The following is a 19,425-nucleotide window of genomic DNA, read 5'->3' as shown; positions in this document are numbered from 1 at the left end:
CGCACGCCGTCGCCCCACCCCGCGCGCCGTCAACCCGCCTCACGCGCCGCCAACCCGCCCCGCGCGCCCCAAACCCGCCCCGCGCGCCCCAAATCCGCCCCGCGCGCTCCTAATCCGCCCTGCGCGCCGCCTTGTAGAGCGTCGCGACCTCGCTTCCGAGGACGACGCTGTACGAGATGTCGTCGGTGTCGCCGCCCGCCTCGTGGCCGCCGAGGACTCCGACGACCTCCTTGTCCCCGTTCACCCAGGGGCTCCCGCTCGTGCCGCCGGCGAAGGCGGGGCAGTCGATGCGCTGTTGGGTACGGCTGTGGGCGGTGGGTTTGTTCGTACAGGTGATCGGCGCGTCGAGGGTGGCGGGATACCCGGTGACCGTGACGGCGGTGGCCCCCGTCTCGCGCCCGGTGGCGAGGGCGTTCCCGCCGACGACGTCCTCGACGCCCTTGCCGCCCTGCCTGCCGACCTCGGCGAAGGCGACGTCGCTGTCCTCGTCCTGACCGCCGGCCCACTCGTTGCCGACGTATGTCTTCTTGACGTCCCAGATCCCGTACGGCGCCCTGGCGTCCCGGTAACCGGGCACGAACCGGAACTTCCCGCCCCCGTCCAGGCAGTGCGCGGCGGTCACGATCAGATCCCGCCCCTCGCTGTGCACGACGGAGGCGGTGCAGAAGTGCCCGCTCAGGCTGTCGCCACCGCCGAACAGGGCGCCCACGCGGGCACTCGCCTTCGTCGCGTCGGCCTGCACGGTCACACCGAGCGGCCCGGGGCCGTCATCGGCGGACGCCACCGACGCGGACGTGACGGCGAGCATCACGACCACGACGAACAAAGCGTTCCGCCGGTTGTCAGGGGGACGAGTGGTGCGCTTCATCGGTTCACACTCTGGCTCACGGAATTAAGAAAAATCCTGGAACCACACTGAGAATCTCCTATGAGTCACCGGTGGGAGCCAACAGGGTCACAGCGCCGGGTCCACCGTACGGCCCATCCCCGGACCCCGCACCCGGTCGACTGTCCACAGCCTGTGGACAACAAACGCCTTCACGCGAGGCTTCGTCCACAGGTCGATCCGCGATCTGTGAAAGGGGCCAGAATGTTCCAGCACCCGCCCCGATCCTCACCCTGGAGGAAGACCCCCGTGGCCGACATCCCCCCGGACCTCGACTGGATCCGCGCCGCCCCCGACGACGCGACCGGACCCGGCCCCTGGATCGAACTCGCCTTCGGCGCCGACGACCTGGTCTACATCCGCGAAACCAGCGACCCCACGAACATCGTCACTACCACTCAGAAGAAGTGGGACGCATTCGTCCTGGGCGTACAGGCGGGCGAGTTCGACCACTTCGTGGAAGGACTGGAGGACGAGAGATCTTAGGCACCACGACAACACGCCGCACCCTGCTCACCGCGGCCACCGCTGCCACCGCCGCGGCCACCGCACTCGCGCTCGGCGAGGGACCGGCGTACGCGGACACCCGCCACCGGGACACCCACGCCCGGCTGCGAGAACTTGAGGCGGCACACGGGGCGAGAGTCGGCGCGTTCGCGTACAACCTGAGGACGAAGGCGACCGTGCGCCACCGTGAGGCGGAACGGTTCCCCATGTGCTCGGTGTTCAAGACGCTCGCGGTGGCGGCCGTGCTGCGGGACCTGGACCGGCACGGGGAGACCCTGGCCCGGCGCATCCACTACACGGCGGCGGACGTACGGACCGCGGGCGGCGGCACGGTCACCAGCAAGCCGGAGAACCTGGCCGCCGGCCTGACCGTCGCGGAACTGTCCGACGCGGCGATCCGCTACAGCGACAACACCGCGGGCAACCTGCTGCTCCGCGAACTGGGCGGCCCCACGGCGATCACGCGCTTCTGCCGCTCGCTCGGGGACCCGAAAACCCGCCTGGACCGCTGGGAGCCGCAGCTGAACACGGCGGAGCCCTGGCGGGTGGAGGACACGACCACCCCTCGGGCCATCGCCCGCACCTACGCCCGGCTCGTCCTCGGCGACGCGCTGCACTACCGGGACCGCGACCGGCTGACGACCTGGCTGCTGGGCAACACCACCAGCACGGAGCGTTTCCGCAGGGGCCTGCCCGAGAACTGGACGATCGCCGACAAGACCGGCACCGGCGAACACGGCACCGCCAACGACGTGGGCATCGCCTGGACCCCGGACGGAGCCCCGGTGGTGCTGGCCGTCCTCACCACCAAGCCCGCGCCGGACGCCGCCGCCGACAACCCGCTCGTCGCCGCCACGGCTTCGGTCCTGGCCGCGGCCGTGGGCTGACGCGAGGCACCCGAGGCCCGCCGGGGTGACTCGGCGTCACTCGGCCGGTGCCGCCCCCGTGTACGCCGCGGTCGTCCGATCCGCGGCCGCACGGGCGGCGGCCTGCGGTGTCCCCGCCGCGACGCTCGCCTCGTACCACCCCTCGCTGCTCGGCGTCACGTACCGGCGCCCCTCCTCGGAGCCCAGCCACGCCATGCTCTCCTTCGGGTCGAGGGATCCGCCCGAGGACAGATGACGGGCGAGGCCCATGAGCCCGAGGTCCCGGCCGACGCCCACCGCGCCCGGCCCGAACTCCGCCCAGCGTTCGTCGTCGACGTACGCGATGTGTTCGAGCTCGAAGCGGGTCGTCTCCTCCGTCACCGCCGTCAGCCGGACCTCGATCCAGCTGACCTCGCCGCCGTACTCCCAGGTCGCGGCGAAACTCTCGGGCGGCTCGCAGCGCTCGACCGTGCCGCCCGCGTTGCCCTCCAGCTGGTACCGGCCGCCGAGGCGCAGCTCCCCGGAGACGGGCAGGAACCAGCGCGGGATCCGCTCGGCATGGCCAACCTCGGCACCGCGGTGAACGAGGCGGTCAAGCTCGGCGCGAAGTACGTCTCCAACAGCTACGGCGGCTCGGAGTCCTCCTCCGACACCTCCTACGACAGCTCGTACTTCAACCACCCGGGCGTCGCCATCACGGTCAGCGCGGGCGACGAGGGCTACGGCGCCGAGTACCCGGCCGCCTCCAAGTACGTCACCTCGGTCGGCGGCACCGCCCTGTCCACCGGCTCCACCAGCCGCGGCTGGACCGAGAAGGTGTGGAAGACCAGCAGCACCGAGGGCACCGGCTCCGGCTGCTCCGCCTACGACGCGAAGCCGACCTGGCAGACGGACGCCTCCTGCTCGAAGCGCATGATCGCGGATGTCTCGGCGGTCGCCGACCCGGCCACCGGCGTCTCGGTCTACGACACCTACGGCGACGGCACCGGCTGGGTCACCTACGGCGGCACCAGCGCCTCCTCGCCGATCATCGCGGGTGTGTACGCCCTCGCCGGCACCCCGACCAGCACCTCCTACCCGGCGAAGTTCCCGTACACCGCGGCCGGCACCTCGGCCCTCAACGACGTGACCTCCGGCAACAACGGCACCTGCACCACCAGCTACTACTGCACCGCGAAGGCGGGCTACGACGGCCCGACCGGCTGGGGCACCCCGGAGGGAGTCACGGCCTTCACCGGCTGACCTGCGAAGAAGCGGAAGCGGGGGGAGCTGCCCAGGAGAGGACGTGGGGATTCTCCGGCAGCGCGGGGGAACGGGCCGCGGCAACCAGCCGCGGCCCGTTTCCGCGTGCCCCGGCGACGGGGGATAGCCTTCGGGGGAGCGGCCACGCGTCCACATCGGGCGGACGCGCGGCCCGGAGAACATCGGCTCGACAGCCCGTCAGAAACAGGACAGGCGCGCAGGGATGCTACGAGGAGCGGCAGGGCGACCGCCCCGCACACTTCGTAGAAGGGGTTAACGACGGAACCACACGACAGGTTCCGCTTCAACTTCATTGCCCGGCGTGACCAGCCGTGATACACAGAGTGACCATACGACTCTCTGCATACCGTCGCACGCCTCCCGCAAGAGGCCCGCGTACGCCGGTGACAAGGGATTCGTACGAAAACCGCCAATCAATGACGCCAAGTCGACATACGACAGCGACATTGTCGGCGAGAATGGGCCCGACCTCTGCGCACAGTGGCAGGGGGTGCAGAACTACCCACTAGGGGCGGTGACTTACATGCTTTTCGCAGCCGACAAGGGCGACATCACCACAATCATCGGCGGAATCGCCCCGGACTGGGGTCCCTTCGGCAGCCTGGGCAACGAGGCCAAGACGATGATCCAGGTCGTGATGGCGGTCGCCATCCTGCTCTGCCTCGGGATCGCGATCTGGGGAGCGGCGAAGCAACGCATCGGAGCAACGGCGCTCCGCGACACGTTCAGCGCCGAACAGGGCAAGGGCCTGATCATCGCCGGCCTCACCGGAGTCTTCATCATCGGCTCCCTGGGCACGCTGTTCACGATTGTGTACGGCATGGCCGTCTAGCCCCGGCCGGGCGCCCGGCAGCTCTCCCTTCCCCTCCCCGTCCGACCCACCCGTCCGTCGTGCCCACCGGCTGAGGTTGCGTTTCCCTGATGTCGAGTCACCACACCGCGCCCGCGCGGAAACCAGCACGGCTACCGTCGTACTACGCGGTTCAGCAAGAGGTTGAGGGGGCGTACGCGGCATGAGTCTCGGTGACGAACCCGGGTACGGGGACGGCTCCCGCGGCGACGACGGGGGGTACGGGGGCACGGGCCAGACCCGGACCCGGCTCCCCGACCGCCCCGGCGACGTCTACGGCGGCGCCCGCCGCGGCCGCTCGTCCTCACGGAGCCTGGTCACGGTGGTCGGCGTGGTCGTCCTCCTCATCGCGGCGATCGCCATCGCGAACCGCGGAGGAGACGATTCCTCTTCCACCTCCGGAACCGCCGGCAACGAAGCCGGCAACACCTCCAAAACCTCCCCCACAGCCCCGTCGGGCGAACGCCCGGTCGAGTCGAAGACGGGCGGGATCCCCTCGGGGTTCGCGCACAGCGAGCAGGGGGCGCAGAGCGCGGCGGCGAACTACGCGGTGGCCCTTGGCTCGACGGGCATGTTCCAGAAGGCCGGTCGGCACAGCATGATCGACACTCTCTACACCTCCGCGGCGGCCGGCCGCCTCCAGGGCCCGATGGACGACGCCTACTCGACGAGCTTCCTCAACAAGCTGGGGCTCGACGCGGACGGCAAGGCGCCGCAGGGCAGCACCTTCGTCTCCCGCACGATCCCCGTGGGCAGCAAGGTCGAGCAGTACAGCGCCACCGACGCCAAGGTGTCGGTCTGGTACCTGGGGCTCATCGGCATGTCCGCGCAGAACTCGACCGACCCCGTCACCTCGACATGGAAGACGTGGACCTTCGAGCTGCAATGGGCCGACGGAGACTGGAAGATCGTCACGGACTCGCAGAAGGACGGCCCCGCCCCGGTCCCCGGCGACGACAAGGCCGCCGCCTCGGACGAGATCAGCAAGGTCATCGAGGAGTACGGAGGGTTCACTTATGCCCGGTAGCCCACGCCGTGTACTCAAGCTCACCGGCGCCGTCGCGGCCGTACAGACCGCCGTCGTTCTGCTGGCGTCCCATGCCTACGCGGATCCGTCGCCGAGTACGAGCCCGGCCACGAGCCCGAGTCCCAGCGCGAGTGCGAGCGCCTCCACCGACTCATGCAGGCTCATCGTCGGCGAGGCCAAGAAGTACTGCGAAAAAGGCAACCCGAACAGTGGCACCGGCACCACCGACCCCGGCACCACCTCCACCCTCGACCCCCTCTCCTCCCTGGCCAAGGGCTGCGCCGAAGCCGCTGCCTGGACCATCGACAAGCTCTCCGCCGCGGTCAACGACACGGCGAACGTCGACTTCACCAACGCCAAGTTCCTCCAGCAGTACGCCGTCGTCTTCGCGGCGTCGACCATCCTCACCCTCCTCCTGTGGCTGCTGGCCGTCGCGAAGCGCGCGGTGCGAGGCGTCCCCCTCGGCACCGCGCTCTCCGAGGCGATCGGCTTCCTCTGGCTCACGGTGCTCGCGTCGGCGTTCACCCCGCTGATCCTCTACACCGTCGTATCGGCCGCGGACGGCGTCACCGACGTCCTCGCCAAGACCACCGGCAACCAGACCGACACCTTCTTCGGCACCTTCTCCGGCGCCCTCGCCAAGGGCGAGAACATCGGCGGCGGCCCGATCATGCTGATCGTCGTGTCCCTGGTCTCGATCCTCGCCGCGGGCGTCCTGTGGCTGGAGCTCGTCATCCGCGCCGCCCTGCTGTACGTCGGCGCGCTCCTCGGCACCGTCGTCTACGCCGGGCTCGTCGACAAGAACCTGTGGAGCCACGTCCGCCGCTGGGCCGGCATCATGATCGCCGTCATCCTGGTCAAACCGGTCATCGTGATCGTGCTGGGCCTGGCCGGCGCCCTGTCGACCAAGGACGGCCCGGACTCCTTCTCCGCCGTCGTCTCCGGCCTCGCCATCATCCTGCTCGCCATCTTCGCCAGCGCGATGATCTACCGCTTCGTCCCCGGCTTCGGCGACGAGATCGCCAACGGACGCAACAACCGCATCATGCAGGGCGCCGAAAGCAAGGCCGCGGCCGTGATCAGCTCCCCGGCCACCCTGGTCGCCCAGGGCATCAAGACCCACAGCACCCGCGCCGACAACAACGGCGGAGGCGGTGGCGGTGGCGGCAACAGCCAGGCCCGCCCCGCCAACCCGGTCTCCGGCGGCGTCGCGGCCCACAGCACCCGGACGCCGAACGGAGGCAGCGGATCTGTCCCCTCCGCCGCACCCCCACCGCGTACCGGCGGCAACACCCGCAACAGCAGCAGCTCCAACCGCACGGGAGGTGAAGGGCGTTGACGACCGAGTCCCACGTGTCCCATCCGGTCACGCCCCGCCGTACATATCTGATGGGCCGCGCCCGGCCGAACGCGATCGTCGGCCGGAACCGTGAGTCCGGCGAGATCGCGCTCATCATCGCGGGCGCGTTCCTGGGCATGATGTGCGGCTTGCTCGTCCCGGTCCTCTCCCTGCGCATCGTGCTGCTGATGGGCTTCCCGCTGGTGGCCATCGCCGCGGTGTACGTCCCGTACAAGCGCCGCACGTTCTACAAGTGGTTCGAGATCAACCGCAGTTACAAGCGCAACCTGCGCCGCGGCACCGCGTACCGCAGCACCGTCCAGGAGGCCGGCACACACCTGGACGGCAAGGAGATCGAGATCGGGCCGCCGCCCGGCATCGGCCGGATCTCCTGGCTCGCGGCCCCCTTCGGCCCCGACGAGATCGCCGTACTCCTGCACGCCGACCGCCGCACCGTCACCGCCGCGATCGAGATCGAGGGCCCGGGCGTCGGCCTGCGCGACAGCGAGGACCAGGAGGCCCTCGTCGACCGCTTCGGCACACTGCTCAAGCACGTGGCGAACGGCGACGGCTTCGTCACCCGCCTCCAGATGCTCGCCCGCACCCTCCCCGCCGACCCGGACGCCCACGCCAAGGACGTCGCCCAGCGCGGGGAGGAGAAGGCCCCCGCCTGGCTGCAGCAGTCGTACGACCAGCTCCAGTCCATGGTGTCCACGAGCAGCGAGCAGCACCGGGCCTACCTCGTCGCGTGCATGCACTACACCCGCGAACTCGCCGCCGAGGCCCAGGCCATGGCGCGCGCCGCCCGTCCCCAGGGCGGCAAGAAGCTGGACCGCGACGCCGGACTCGCCGTCGTCATGGCCCGCGAGCTGACCGACATCTGCTCCCGGCTCCAGGAAGCCGACATCCGCGTACGGCAGCCGCTCGGCCAGGGGCGACTGGCCTCCCTCGTGCACTCCATGTACGACCCCGACCACCCGATCGACCACATCCAGGCGATGACGAAACGTAATGCCTGGCCCGCCGAGCTCGACGCCATGGAACCCACCTACCTCCAGGCGAAGACCCGCGAGTCCTCCACCCGTGCCCCCTGGTGCCACGCCACGGCCTGGGTGAAGGAGTGGCCGATGACCCCGGTCGGCGTCAACTTCCTGGCGCCCCTGCTGGTCCACACCCCGGACGTCATCCGTACGGTCGCCGTCACGATGGACCTCGAACCCACCGAGGTCGCCATCGAACGCATGCTCACCGAGAAGACGAACGACGACGCCGAGGCCAGCCGCCAGTTGAAGATGAACCGCACGGTCGACCCCCGCGACGTCGCCTCCCACAACCGCCTCGACCAGCGCGGCGAGGACCTCGCCAGCGGCGCGGCGGGCGTGAACCTCGTCGGCTACATCACGGTCAGCTCCCGCTCACCGGAGGCCCTCGCGCGCGACAAGCGCACGATCCGCGCCTCCGCCGGAAAGTCGTATCTGAAGCTGGAGTGGTGCGACCGCGAGCACCACCGCGCCTTCGTCAACACACTGCCGTTCGCCACCGGAATCCGCAGGTAGGAGCTGATGTTCTGATGCGGGATCCGCTGTCCTCCGCGACAGACGCCTTCACGTCCTTCCTCTTCGGCAAGATCGAGACCACCCGCCTCCCGGTACGCACCTCCACGGGCCAGGCCCAGGCGGTCTACCTCCCGACCGCCGCCCCCGGCCTCGGCGACTCGGGCGTCATCATCGGACGCGAGGTGTACTCCGGCAAGGGCTACATCTACGACCCCTTCCAGCTGTACGGTCAGCAGCTCCCGGCGCCGCACTGGCTGGTCCTCGGCGAGTCCGGCAACGGCAAGTCGGCACTTGAGAAGACGTACGTCCTCAGGCAGTTGCGCTTCCGCGACCGGCAGGTCGTCGTGCTCGACGCACAGGGCGAGGACGGCGTCGGCGAGTGGAACCTCATCGCGGAAGAGCTGGGGATAACCCCTATCCGTCTGGACCCCACAGCGGCCCTGGACATGGGGATCCGGCTCAACCCGCTCGACCCGGCGATCACCACGACCGGCCAGCTGGCCCTGCTGCGCACCATCATCGAGGTCGCGATGGGCCATGGCCTCGACGAGCGGTCCGGCTTCGCCCTCAAGGTCGCGCACGCCTACGTCAACGAGACGATCGTCGAACGCCAGCCCGTCCTGATGGACATCGTCGAGCAGCTGCGCCACCCCGAGCCGGAGTCGGCCGAGGCGATGAACGTCGCCATAGACGACGTACGGGCGTGGGGTCTGGACGTCGCCCTGGTCCTCGACCGCCTGGTCGACGGTGACCTCAGGGGCATGTTCGACGGCCCCACAACGGTGGGCATCGACCTCGACGCACCCCTGATCGTCTTCGACCTGTCCCACATCGACCGCAACTCCATCGCCATGCCGATCCTGATGGCGATCGTCGGCGTGTGGCTGGAGCACACCTGGATCCGCCCCGACCGCAAGAAGCGCATCTTCCTGGTGGAGGAGGCGTGGCACATCATCAACAGCCCCTTCGTGGCCCAGCTCTTCCAGCGCCTGCTGAAGTTCGGCCGACGCCTGGGTCTGTCCTTCGTGGCAGTCGTCCACCACCTGTCCGACGTGGTGGACGGCGCGGCCGCCAAGGAGGCGGCCGCGATCCTGAAAATGGCGTCCACCCGCACCATCTACGCCCAGAAGGCGGACGAGGCACGGGCGACGGGCCGGGTGATCGGTCTGCCCAGGTGGGCGGTCGAGATCATCCCGACCCTCACCCCCGGTATCGCCGTCTGGGACGTCAACGGCAATGTGCAGGTGGTCAAACACCTGATCACCGAGACGGAGCGTCCGCTGGTCTTCACCGACCGCGCCATGACCGAGTCCTCCGCCGACCACCTCGCCGACGACGCACTGCGCGCCGCGGAACTGGAGGCCGAGGAACGCGCGGCGGCCTTCGTGGAGCAGCATCTCGCCGATCTCGACGGTTCGTCCGAGTCCACGGTGGCCTGAGATGAGAACGGTGGCGTGAGATGAGAGGGGACAGGCGGGAGCAGCGCAAGGCGGAGGGCGGCATCCCGGACGGGCTGCTGGTCTCGATCCTGGCCTTCCTGCTCGGCATGACGTTCCTGGTCTGGTCGGCGACCGGGCTCGCCGGCTGGTTCGCCCACGGAGCCTGGCCGCACGCGGTCACCTTCGCCCGTACGCCACTGGCTCTGCGGCACCTGATCGGACAACCGCACGACGTGCCGGGCGCCTGGCCGGACACCCCCGCGGACCAGCTCTCGGGATACGGGCTCTTCTGGGGCCTGTTCATCGGCCAGCTGATGGTCCTCCTCGTGATGACCATCTTCGTGATGGGCACGTGGGCACGGTGGCGTGCGGTACGGGCGAGACGCAGAGCGGGGGTGTACGCGAAGCCGGCACCGGCGCCGATCCCCGCTCCGGTACCTGAACCGACCCCGGCGCAACTTGAGGTTCCGGTGCAGCGCCCAGCGCCGGAACCGACGGAGCTGCTACCCGCAGAGGCGGAAGCAGAGCAGCCCGTGTCGGCCGCCTTGGCGGCGGACGGTAAACGGTTGGGTGGGTGGGAAACAAATCGCGCCGCAGGCGCGCTGATTCTCGCCCCCGCCGAAACCCGCCACCCCACCGCGACCCAGGCCGTACGGGACGCGGAGGGCCCCGCCCTGGTCGTCACCTCCAACCCCACCATCTGGTCGGAGACCAAGGACGCCAGAGCCAAACTCGGCCCCGTCCTCCTCTACGACCCCTCGCACCTCTGCGACACCCCGGCCCGCCTCCACTGGTCCCCCTCCACCGGCTGCGAGGACAAGGCGACGGCGGCGTCAAGAGCCGTCGCCCTGCTGAGCCCCGTACGCCCCACCGCCAAGGTCGACCAGGCCATGGCCGATGTCGCCGAAACGCTCCTGAGGAGCTATCTGCACGCCGCCGCCGTGGAGGGCAAGGCCTTCCGTCACGTCCACCGCTGGGCCCAGGGCAGCCAGGTACAGGACGCCGTACGAGCCCTCCGTACGAACCCCAAGGCCGCGTCCGGCGCGGCGGGCGAACTTGAGGCCGCCCTCACCTCGCACCCGGAACGCCGCGACATAGCGCAGGAGTTGACGGCCCGGGCGCTGTCCTCCCTCTTCACGGTCAACGTCCGCGAATCCTGCACTCCGAACCGAAGTGACGCCCTCACCCTGGATTCCTTCGTGAACGAAGGGGGCACGCTCTATGTGGTCGGTGAACCCATCGAGGACCCCAAGGCGAACCCCGGCGCGATGCCGCTCCTGACGGCCCTCGCCTCAAGCGTGGTCGAGCGCGGCCGGCGCATGGCCGAACGGTCATCCTCCGGTCGCCTCGACCCACCACTTACGCTCGTCCTGGACGACGTCGCCGCGGTGGCCCCGCTCCCCCAGCTCCCGGAACTGCTCGCCACCGGAGCCGACCAGGGCCTGCCCACCCTGGCCCTGCTCCGCTCCCAGGAACAGGCCAGGGCCCGCTGGCCCCAGCACGAACTACCGGTCTGAAGACACCTGGAGCTGAAGACACCTGAGGCTGAAGACACCTGAGGCTGAAGACATCCGGAGCTGACGGCACCCAGGGCGGACGGCGTCTAGGGCCTGGCGATCACGAACTCCAGATCCCTGGCCCCCTCGTTCCCCTCGGATGCCACGGATCCCCCGGTCGGCACGAACCCCGCCTTGCGATAGAAGGCCCCGGCCCGTCCGTTCTTCTCGTGCACGAACAGCCGTACACGCTCAAGCCCTCTCTCCCAGGCCCAGGCGAGCGCCGCGTCGACGAGCCCGTCCGTCACACCGCTCCCCCGGTGCTCTGCCCGTACGAAGACACCCACCAGGTGCCCCTGGTCCTGTTCGATCACGGCATCGAAGAAGTCCCGCCGCCCGGCCTTCTCCACCAGCATGGCCACGGAGCCGCCCCACACACCGTCCGGACCGACCGCGACGAACTGCCGCGCGCCGTCCCCCTCGGCCGCTCCCGCCGCCCGCTCCTGCCAGAACGCGTCGGGCCGGGCCGCCGCCTCCTCGTACGTCTCCAGGAACGCGAGATGCGCGACAGGGTCCCGCAGCGCGGCGAGCCGGAACTCCTTGGCCGCGGGCCACTCGTCGGTGCGTATGGAACGAATTACGTGGTTCATGAAGCCCACCGTAGCCTCCACGTCGGACATCGCTCACCTGAATTCCACCCTGCCGATCACCGCTGTCCAGGGCCCCGTCATGCTCTTCCCTGTACGCACATTGATCCAAGGGGAGAAAGCCGCATGACCAAGGTCCAACTAGAGGAACTCCGCGAGGTCATCCACCCCGCGGGCAAGCTGGAGAGCAGGGCGGAGCACTGGGCCGGCCGCCTCTACATGCGCACGCTCTCCCTGCGCGTGACCCGGCTGATGCTGGGCACGCGCGTCTCGCCGAACCAGATCACGACGGTCATGGTCTTCGCGGGCGTACTCTCCGGAGTCGCCCTGATCGTCCCCGGCCTGGGCGGCGCCGTCCTCTCCGTCCTCTTCATGCAGCTGTATCTGCTGCTGGACTGCGTGGACGGCGAAGTCGCCCGCTGGCGGCGCCAGTTCAGCCCGCTCGGTGTCTACCTGGACCGCCTCGGGGCCTATCTCGCCGACGCCGCCGTCATGGTCGGCATGGGCATCCGTGCCTCCGAACTCGGCCTGGACCCCTATCTGGTGGCCGGCCTGACGGCCGCCATCGGCGTGCTGCTGCTGAAGTCGTCCTCCGACCTCGTGCACGTGGCCCGCTCCGACAGCGGCATGGAGAAGGCGACCGACCAGTCCGTCGTCCCGCGCTCCAGCGGCCTGGCCCGGGTCCGCCGCCTCGCCTCCGCCGTCGGCCTCCACCGCCTGGTCAACGGCATCGAGTGCACCATCCTGCTGCTCGTGACGGCGATCGTCGACCTGGCGCTCGGCGACCTCACGGCGACGAAGATCGCGACCGTGGCCGTGACGGCCATCGTCTGGCTCCTCGTCCCCGCGCACATCGTCTCGATCGTCGCGTCGTCCCGCCTGAAGTAACCGCTCACGTCACTCGCATCATGTCGAGGGCACGCGGGGCCATTGTTCGGCCCCGCGTGCCCTCGACATGATCAGGTCCGTGGACCGCACAACGCAAAAAAGCCCCAACTTCGGGTACCTACCCGAAGTTGGGGCTTTTCTCAAAATTTGTTCGGCGGCGTCCTACTCTCCCACAGGGTCCCCCCTGCAGTACCATCGGCGCTGTAAGGCTTAGCTTCCGGGTTCGGAATGTAACCGGGCGTTTCCCTCACGCTATGACCACCGAAACACTATGAAACTGTAACTACCGCACCATACCCAGTGGCCCCGGGCATGGGGTTGTTCGTGGTTTCAGAACCAACACAGTGGACGCGAGCAACTGAGGACAAGCCCTCGGCCTATTAGTACCAGTCACCTCCACACCTTACGGTGCTTCCAGATCTGGCCTATCAACCCAGTCGTCTACTGGGAGCCTTAACCCCTCAAAGGGGGTGGGAATACTCATCTCGAAGCAGGCTTCCCGCTTAGATGCTTTCAGCGGTTATCCCTCCCGAACGTAGCCAACCAGCCATGCCCTTGGCAGGACAACTGGCACACCAGAGGTTCGTCCGTCCCGGTCCTCTCGTACTAGGGACAGCCCTTCTCAATATTCCTACGCGCACAGCGGATAGGGACCGAACTGTCTCACGACGTTCTAAACCCAGCTCGCGTACCGCTTTAATGGGCGAACAGCCCAACCCTTGGGACCGACTCCAGCCCCAGGATGCGACGAGCCGACATCGAGGTGCCAAACCATCCCGTCGATATGGACTCTTGGGGAAGATCAGCCTGTTATCCCCGGGGTACCTTTTATCCGTTGAGCGACGGCGCTTCCACAAGCCACCGCCGGATCACTAGTCCCGACTTTCGTCCCTGCTCGACCCGTCGGTCTCACAGTCAAGCTCCCTTGTGCACTTACACTCAACACCTGATTACCAACCAGGCTGAGGGAACCTTTGGGCGCCTCCGTTACTCTTTAGGAGGCAACCGCCCCAGTTAAACTACCCATCAGACACTGTCCCTGATCCGGATCACGGACCCAGGTTAGACATCCAGCACGACCAGAGTGGTATTTCAACGACGACTCCCACACGGCTGGCGCCGCGCTTTCAAAGTCTCCCACCTATCCTACACAAGCCGAACCGAACACCAATATCAAACTGTAGTAAAGGTCCCGGGGTCTTTCCGTCCTGCTGCGCGAAACGAGCATCTTTACTCGTAGTGCAATTTCACCGGGCCTATGGTTGAGACAGTCGAGAAGTCGTTACGCCATTCGTGCAGGTCGGAACTTACCCGACAAGGAATTTCGCTACCTTAGGATGGTTATAGTTACCACCGCCGTTTACTGGCGCTTAAGTTCTCAGCTTCGCCAAGACGAATCTTGACTAACCGGTCCCCTTAACGTTCCAGCACCGGGCAGGCGTCAGTCCGTATACATCGCCTTACGGCTTCGCACGGACCTGTGTTTTTAGTAAACAGTCGCTTCTCGCTGGTCTCTGCGGCCACCCCCAGCTCAAGGAGTAAATCCTCTCACCAGTGATGGCCCCCCTTCTCCCGAAGTTACGGGGGCATTTTGCCGAGTTCCTTAACCATAGTTCACCCGAACGCCTCGGTATTCTCTACCTGACCACCTGAGTCGGTTTAGGGTACGGGCCGCCATGAAACTCGCTAGAGGCTTTTCTCGACAGCATAGGATCATCCACTTCACCACAATCGGCTCGGCATCAGGTCTCAGCCTCAATGTGCAACGGATTTACCTATCACACGGCCTACACCCTTACCCCGGGACAACCACCGCCCGGGATGGACTACCTTCCTGCGTCACCCCATCACTCACCTACTACAGGTCTGGACCGTCGGCTCCACCACTTTCCATTCCCCGAAGGGTCCGGAACGGCTTCACGGACTTAGCATCGCCTGGTTCAATGTTTGACGCTTCACAGCGGGTACCGGAATATCAACCGGTTATCCATCGACTACGCCTGTCGGCCTCGCCTTAGGTCCCGACTTACCCTGGGCAGATCAGCTTGACCCAGGAACCCTTAGTCAATCGGCGCACACGTTTCTCACGTGTGTATCGCTACTCATGCCTGCATTCTCACTCGTGAACCGTCCACCACTGCCTTCCGGCGCGGCTTCACCCGGCACACGACGCTCCCCTACCCATCCATACAGGCGTTGGCCCTATTGTATGAATGACACGACTTCGGCGGTACGCTTGAGCCCCGCTACATTGTCGGCGCGGAATCACTAGACCAGTGAGCTATTACGCACTCTTTCAAGGGTGGCTGCTTCTAAGCCAACCTCCTGGTTGTCTCTGCGACTCCACATCCTTTCCCACTTAGCGTACGCTTAGGGGCCTTAGTCGATGCTCTGGGCTGTTTCCCTCTCGACCATGGAGCTTATCCCCCACAGTCTCACTGCCGCGCTCTCACTTACCGGCATTCGGAGTTTGGCTAAGGTCAGTAACCCGGTAGGGCCCATCGCCTATCCAGTGCTCTACCTCCGGCAAGAAACACACGACGCTGCACCTAAATGCATTTCGGGGAGAACCAGCTATCACGGAGTTTGATTGGCCTTTCACCCCTAACCACAGGTCATCCCCCAGGTTTTCAACCCTGGTGGGTTCGGTCCTCCACGACCTCTTACAGCCGCTTCAACCTGCCCATGGCTAGATCACTCCGCTTCGGGTCTTGAGCGCGCTACTAAAACGCCCTATTCGGACTCGCTTTCGCTACGGCTTCCCCACACGGGTTAACCTCGCAACACACCGCAAACTCGCAGGCTCATTCTTCAAAAGGCACGCAGTCACGACGCACCGAGTAAACTCGATGCGCGACGCTCCCACGGCTTGTAGGCACACGGTTTCAGGTACTATTTCACTCCGCTCCCGCGGTACTTTTCACCATTCCCTCACGGTACTATCCGCTATCGGTCACCAGGGAATATTTAGGCTTAGCGGGTGGTCCCGCCAGATTCACACGGGATTTCTCGGGCCCCGTGCTACTTGGGTGTTTCTCAAACGAGCCGTTGACATTTCGACTACGGGGGTCTTACCCTCTACGCCGGACCTTTCGCATGTCCTTCGCCTACATCAACGGTTTCTGACTCGTCTCACGGCCGGCAGACCGTAAAAGAGAAATCCCACAACCCCACATACGCAACCCCTGCCGGGTCTCACACGCATATGGTTTAGCCTCATCCAGTTTCGCTCGCCACTACTCCCGGAATCACGGTTGTTTTCTCTTCCTGCGGGTACTGAGATGTTTCACTTCCCCGCGTTCCCTCCACATACCCTATGTGTTCAGGTATGGGTGACAGCCCATGACGACTGCCGGGTTTCCCCATTCGGAAACCCCCGGATCAAAGCCTGGTTGACGACTCCCCGGGGACTATCGTGGCCTCCCACGTCCTTCATCGGTTCCTGGTACCAAGGCATCCACCGTGCGCCCTTAAAAACTTGGCCACAGATGCTCGCGTCCACTGTGCAGTTCTCAAACAACGACCAACCACCCACCACCCTGCCGCACACGGCAAGTTCACTGGGGCCGCACTGAAGGCAGCCATGATCGGCCGAACCCTCAGACACCCAACAGCGTGCCCGGCACCCCTGCCGCTTCCCTCATTCGTTCCACGCCCCGAAGAGCAGTACTGGAAGGAGAAGACAGTCAAGTGCACCGAATAATCAACGTTCCACCCATGAGCAACCACCGTCGAACATCTGCCGACGTAATGGCCCTGGACCACCGGGCAAGCCCGGCAGCCTAGATGCTCCTTAGAAAGGAGGTGATCCAGCCGCACCTTCCGGTACGGCTACCTTGTTACGACTTCGTCCCAATCGCCAGTCCCACCTTCGACAGCTCCCTCCCACAAGGGGTTGGGCCACCGGCTTCGGGTGTTACCGACTTTCGTGACGTGACGGGCGGTGTGTACAAGGCCCGGGAACGTATTCACCGCAGCAATGCTGATCTGCGATTACTAGCAACTCCGACTTCATGGGGTCGAGTTGCAGACCCCAATCCGAACTGAGACAGGCTTTTTGAGATTCGCTCCGCCTCACGGCTTCGCAGCTCATTGTACCTGCCATTGTAGCACGTGTGCAGCCCAAGACATAAGGGGCATGATGACTTGACGTCGTCCCCACCTTCCTCCGAGTTGACCCCGGCAGTCTCCTGTGAGTCCCCATCACCCCGAAGGGCATGCTGGCAACACAGAACAAGGGTTGCGCTCGTTGCGGGACTTAACCCAACATCTCACGACACGAGCTGACGACAGCCATGCACCACCTGTACACCGACCACAAGGGGGCGACCATCTCTGGCCGTTTCCGGTGTATGTCAAGCCTTGGTAAGGTTCTTCGCGTTGCGTCGAATTAAGCCACATGCTCCGCTGCTTGTGCGGGCCCCCGTCAATTCCTTTGAGTTTTAGCCTTGCGGCCGTACTCCCCAGGCGGGGAACTTAATGCGTTAGCTGCGGCACCGACGACGTGGAATGTCGCCAACACCTAGTTCCCACCGTTTACGGCGTGGACTACCAGGGTATCTAATCCTGTTCGCTCCCCACGCTTTCGCTCCTCAGCGTCAGTAATGGCCCAGAGATCCGCCTTCGCCACCGGTGTTCCTCCTGATATCTGCGCATTTCACCGCTACACCAGGAATTCCGATCTCCCCTACCACACTCTAGCCTGCCCGTATCGACTGCAGACCCGGGGTTAAGCCCCGGGCTTTCACAACCGACGCGACAAGCCGCCTACGAGCTCTTTACGCCCAATAATTCCGGACAACGCTTGCGCCCTACGTATTACCGCGGCTGCTGGCACGTAGTTAGCCGGCGCTTCTTCTGCAGGTACCGTCACTTGCGCTTCTTCCCTGCTGAAAGAGGTTTACAACCCGAAGGCCGTCATCCCTCACGCGGCGTCGCTGCATCAGGCTTTCGCCCATTGTGCAATATTCCCCACTGCTGCCTCCCGTAGGAGTCTGGGCCGTGTCTCAGTCCCAGTGTGGCCGGTCGCCCTCTCAGGCCGGCTACCCGTCGTCGCCTTGGTGAGCCACTACCTCACCAACAAGCTGATAGGCCGCGGGCTCATCCTTCACCGCCGGAGCTTTCAACCCACCCAGATGCCCAGGCAGGTATTATCCGGTATTAGACCCCGTTTCCAGGGCTTGTCCCAGAGTGAAGGGCAGATTGCCCACGTGTTACTCACCCGTTCGCCACTAATCCACCCCGAAAGGCTTCATCGTTCGACTTGCATGTGTTAAGCACGCCGCCAGCGTTCGTCCTGAGCCAGGATCAAACTCTCCGTGAATGTTTTCCCGTAATCGGGACGACACCACGAGAGCGGAACCCCCCGAGGAATAATCGGAAGGTTCACAGCGTCCTCGCTGTGCGCCTACCGGACAATGCCCGGCAGGACTTTTTCAAAGGAACCACGCCCCAGCCGATCGGCCGGAGACGGGGTATCAACATATCTGGCGTTGATTTTTGGCACGCTGTTGAGTTCTCAAGGAACGGACGCTTCCTTTGTACTCACCCGAGACACTCTCTCAGGCTTTCCTCCGGGCGCTTCCCTTCGGTCTTACTGTCTTGCTTTGTTCTTGCGTTTCCGACTCTATCAGACCGTTTCCCGACCCGATTTCCTCGGTGCTTTCCAGGTTCCCGCTTTCGCGTTTCCCTTTCCGGCGGTTCCGACTCTATCAGATCCTTTCGGACCCGATTCCCTGCCGGTGGGGCTTGTCTTCGCGGCCGTTGGGCCGTTCCGACGTCCAAACTTTAGCGGATCCCCCTCGGCAGTTCCTAATCGGGCCGCCGAGCCCAAATCGAATTGAATTCGGGCACGCCGAATTCACCCGTTTGGGAGATCGTGCTGATGGTTTGGGTGCCGCTTCTGCGGCGGAGGTGCTGCCGAAGAACCGTTACGGCTCCGTGGCAACTCGAAGAACTTTACGGATCCAGCAGGGGCGTGTCAACCACCTCTGTCAAGATCTTTTAATCGAGGTCGCTGAGCCGACCGCCCGCATCCGGCTGCGCGTGCTCCACACGCCGTAGAAGACGCGTCAGGACCTCACCCAGGACGCCGCGCTCGGCGGCGGACAGGTCCTGGAGCAGGTCCTCCTCGAAGACCGTGGCGAGGCGCATGGCCTCCAGCCACTTCTCGCGCCCCTCGTCCGTCAGCTCCACGATCACACGGACACGGTTCGACTCGTCGCGCTCCCGGGTGACCAGACCCTCCGCGACCATCCGGTCGATCCGGTGGGTCATGGCGGCCGGGGTCAGGCCCAATCGCTTGGCGAGCTCACTGGGGCCCAGGCGGTAGGGCGCGCCGGCGAGGACGAGGGCCTTGAGGACCTCCCACTCGGCGTTGCTGATCCCGAGGATGGCGGTCTGCCGGCCGTAGGCGACGTTCATCCGGCGGTTGAGGCGGCCGAGCGCCGACACGATCTTCTCGACCTGGGGGTCCAGGTCCTGGAACTCGCGCTGGTAGGCGGCGATCTGCTCGTCAAGTGTCGGCTCGGTTGTCGGCCTGACCGTCGGCCTCGTTGTCGGCTCGGTGACGCCGGGGGTGTCGCCCATCCCCGAAGTATCGCACGGGCTCGCTTGGTATTGAAGTCCTTCGATGTGTATAGTTCAATATCGAACTTTAGCT

The 19,425-nt window shown here is 65.9% G+C and carries 13 protein-coding genes, 3 rRNA genes and 1 pseudogene; 10 read left to right on the top strand and 7 right to left on the bottom strand.

What is annotated here, in order from left to right; genetic code table 11:
* Positions 1–109: 109 nt before the first annotated feature.
* Positions 110–868: a trypsin-like serine peptidase gene (locus RV986_RS27965; RefSeq protein WP_475920018.1), complete on the bottom strand. Its 759-nt coding sequence runs from the start codon at positions 866–868 to the stop codon at positions 110–112.
* A 267-nt stretch (positions 869–1,135) separates the two neighbouring features.
* Here RV986_RS27965 and RV986_RS27960 point away from each other — a divergent pair, with 267 nt between their 5' ends.
* Complete coding sequence (locus RV986_RS27960) at positions 1,136–1,372, top strand: DUF397 domain-containing protein (protein WP_475920017.1); 237 nt, start codon at positions 1,136–1,138, stop codon at positions 1,370–1,372.
* Positions 1,294–2,280, top strand: coding sequence for a class A beta-lactamase (gene bla / locus RV986_RS27955; protein ID WP_475920016.1), 987 nt, complete (start codon positions 1,294–1,296; stop codon positions 2,278–2,280). Before RV986_RS27960 ends, bla begins: the two co-directional genes overlap by 79 nt.
* Before the next feature lie 36 nt (positions 2,281–2,316).
* Here bla and RV986_RS27950 read toward each other — a convergent pair whose 3' ends face one another.
* Positions 2,317–2,640, bottom strand: coding sequence for a hypothetical protein (locus tag RV986_RS27950; protein WP_475920015.1), 324 nt, complete (start codon positions 2,638–2,640; stop codon positions 2,317–2,319).
* 177 nt (positions 2,641–2,817) lie between these two features.
* Here RV986_RS27950 and RV986_RS27945 point away from each other — a divergent pair.
* The 7 genes and pseudogenes from RV986_RS27945 to RV986_RS27915 form a co-directional block, all read left to right on the top strand.
* Positions 2,818–3,501 (top strand): annotated as a pseudogene (locus tag RV986_RS27945) (S8/S53 family peptidase); the annotation flags it as partial.
* 544 nt (positions 3,502–4,045) lie between these two features.
* Entirely contained in the window at positions 4,046–4,354 is a 309-nt protein-coding gene (locus RV986_RS27940; protein WP_054232206.1) for a hypothetical protein, read from the top strand.
* A 181-nt stretch (positions 4,355–4,535) separates the two neighbouring features.
* Complete coding sequence (locus tag RV986_RS27935; protein ID WP_475920014.1) at positions 4,536–5,399, top strand: DUF8175 domain-containg protein; 864 nt, start codon at positions 4,536–4,538, stop codon at positions 5,397–5,399.
* Positions 5,389–6,738 carry a hypothetical protein gene (locus RV986_RS27930; RefSeq protein WP_475920013.1) on the top strand — a complete coding sequence of 450 codons (1,350 nt, stop codon included), beginning with the start codon at positions 5,389–5,391 and terminating at the stop codon, positions 6,736–6,738. The genes RV986_RS27935 and RV986_RS27930 overlap by 11 nt, the downstream gene beginning before the upstream one ends.
* 50 nt (positions 6,739–6,788) lie before the next feature.
* Positions 6,789–8,294, top strand: coding sequence for an SCO6880 family protein (locus RV986_RS27925; RefSeq protein WP_475924456.1), 1,506 nt, complete (start codon positions 6,789–6,791; stop codon positions 8,292–8,294).
* A 14-nt stretch (positions 8,295–8,308) separates the two neighbouring features.
* Positions 8,309–9,733, top strand: coding sequence for an ATP-binding protein (locus RV986_RS27920; protein WP_475920012.1), 1,425 nt, complete (start codon positions 8,309–8,311; stop codon positions 9,731–9,733).
* A 20-nt stretch (positions 9,734–9,753) separates the two neighbouring features.
* Positions 9,754–11,250, top strand: a complete 1,497-nt coding sequence (locus tag RV986_RS27915) for a type IV secretory system conjugative DNA transfer family protein (RefSeq protein ID WP_475920011.1) — start codon at positions 9,754–9,756, stop codon at positions 11,248–11,250.
* 86 nt (positions 11,251–11,336) lie between these two features.
* On the opposite strand, the gene RV986_RS27910 is transcribed toward RV986_RS27915, so the two are convergent.
* Entirely contained in the window at positions 11,337–11,879 is a 543-nt protein-coding gene (locus tag RV986_RS27910; protein WP_475920010.1) for a GNAT family N-acetyltransferase, read from the bottom strand.
* Between the two features lie 123 nt (positions 11,880–12,002).
* Between RV986_RS27910 and RV986_RS27905 the strand changes: the two genes are divergently transcribed.
* Positions 12,003–12,764 carry a CDP-alcohol phosphatidyltransferase family protein gene (locus RV986_RS27905; protein WP_475920009.1) on the top strand — a complete coding sequence of 254 codons (762 nt, stop codon included), beginning with the start codon at positions 12,003–12,005 and terminating at the stop codon, positions 12,762–12,764.
* A 149-nt stretch (positions 12,765–12,913) separates the two neighbouring features.
* Here RV986_RS27905 and rrf read toward each other — a convergent pair.
* From rrf to RV986_RS27885, 4 genes are all read right to left on the bottom strand, one after another.
* Positions 12,914–13,030, bottom strand: a 5S ribosomal RNA gene (gene rrf / locus RV986_RS27900).
* Between the two features lie 94 nt (positions 13,031–13,124).
* Positions 13,125–16,248 (bottom strand): 23S ribosomal RNA (locus RV986_RS27895).
* Positions 16,249–16,561: 313 nt separating this feature from the next.
* Positions 16,562–18,087 (bottom strand): 16S ribosomal RNA (locus RV986_RS27890).
* The 16S, 23S and 5S rRNA genes sit together here, the layout of an rRNA operon.
* A gap of 680 nt (positions 18,088–18,767) precedes the next feature.
* The gene (locus RV986_RS27885; protein WP_475920008.1) at positions 18,768–19,352 is read right to left on the bottom strand and encodes a MarR family winged helix-turn-helix transcriptional regulator; all 585 of its coding nucleotides are present in this window, start codon (positions 19,350–19,352) and stop codon (positions 18,768–18,770) included.
* Positions 19,353–19,425 lie beyond the last annotated feature (73 nt).

This window comes from Streptomyces sp. RLA012 (genome assembly GCF_056270325.1).
Note: the sequence above shows the minus strand (reverse complement) of the source record. Positions and strands in the feature narration are given on the sequence as shown.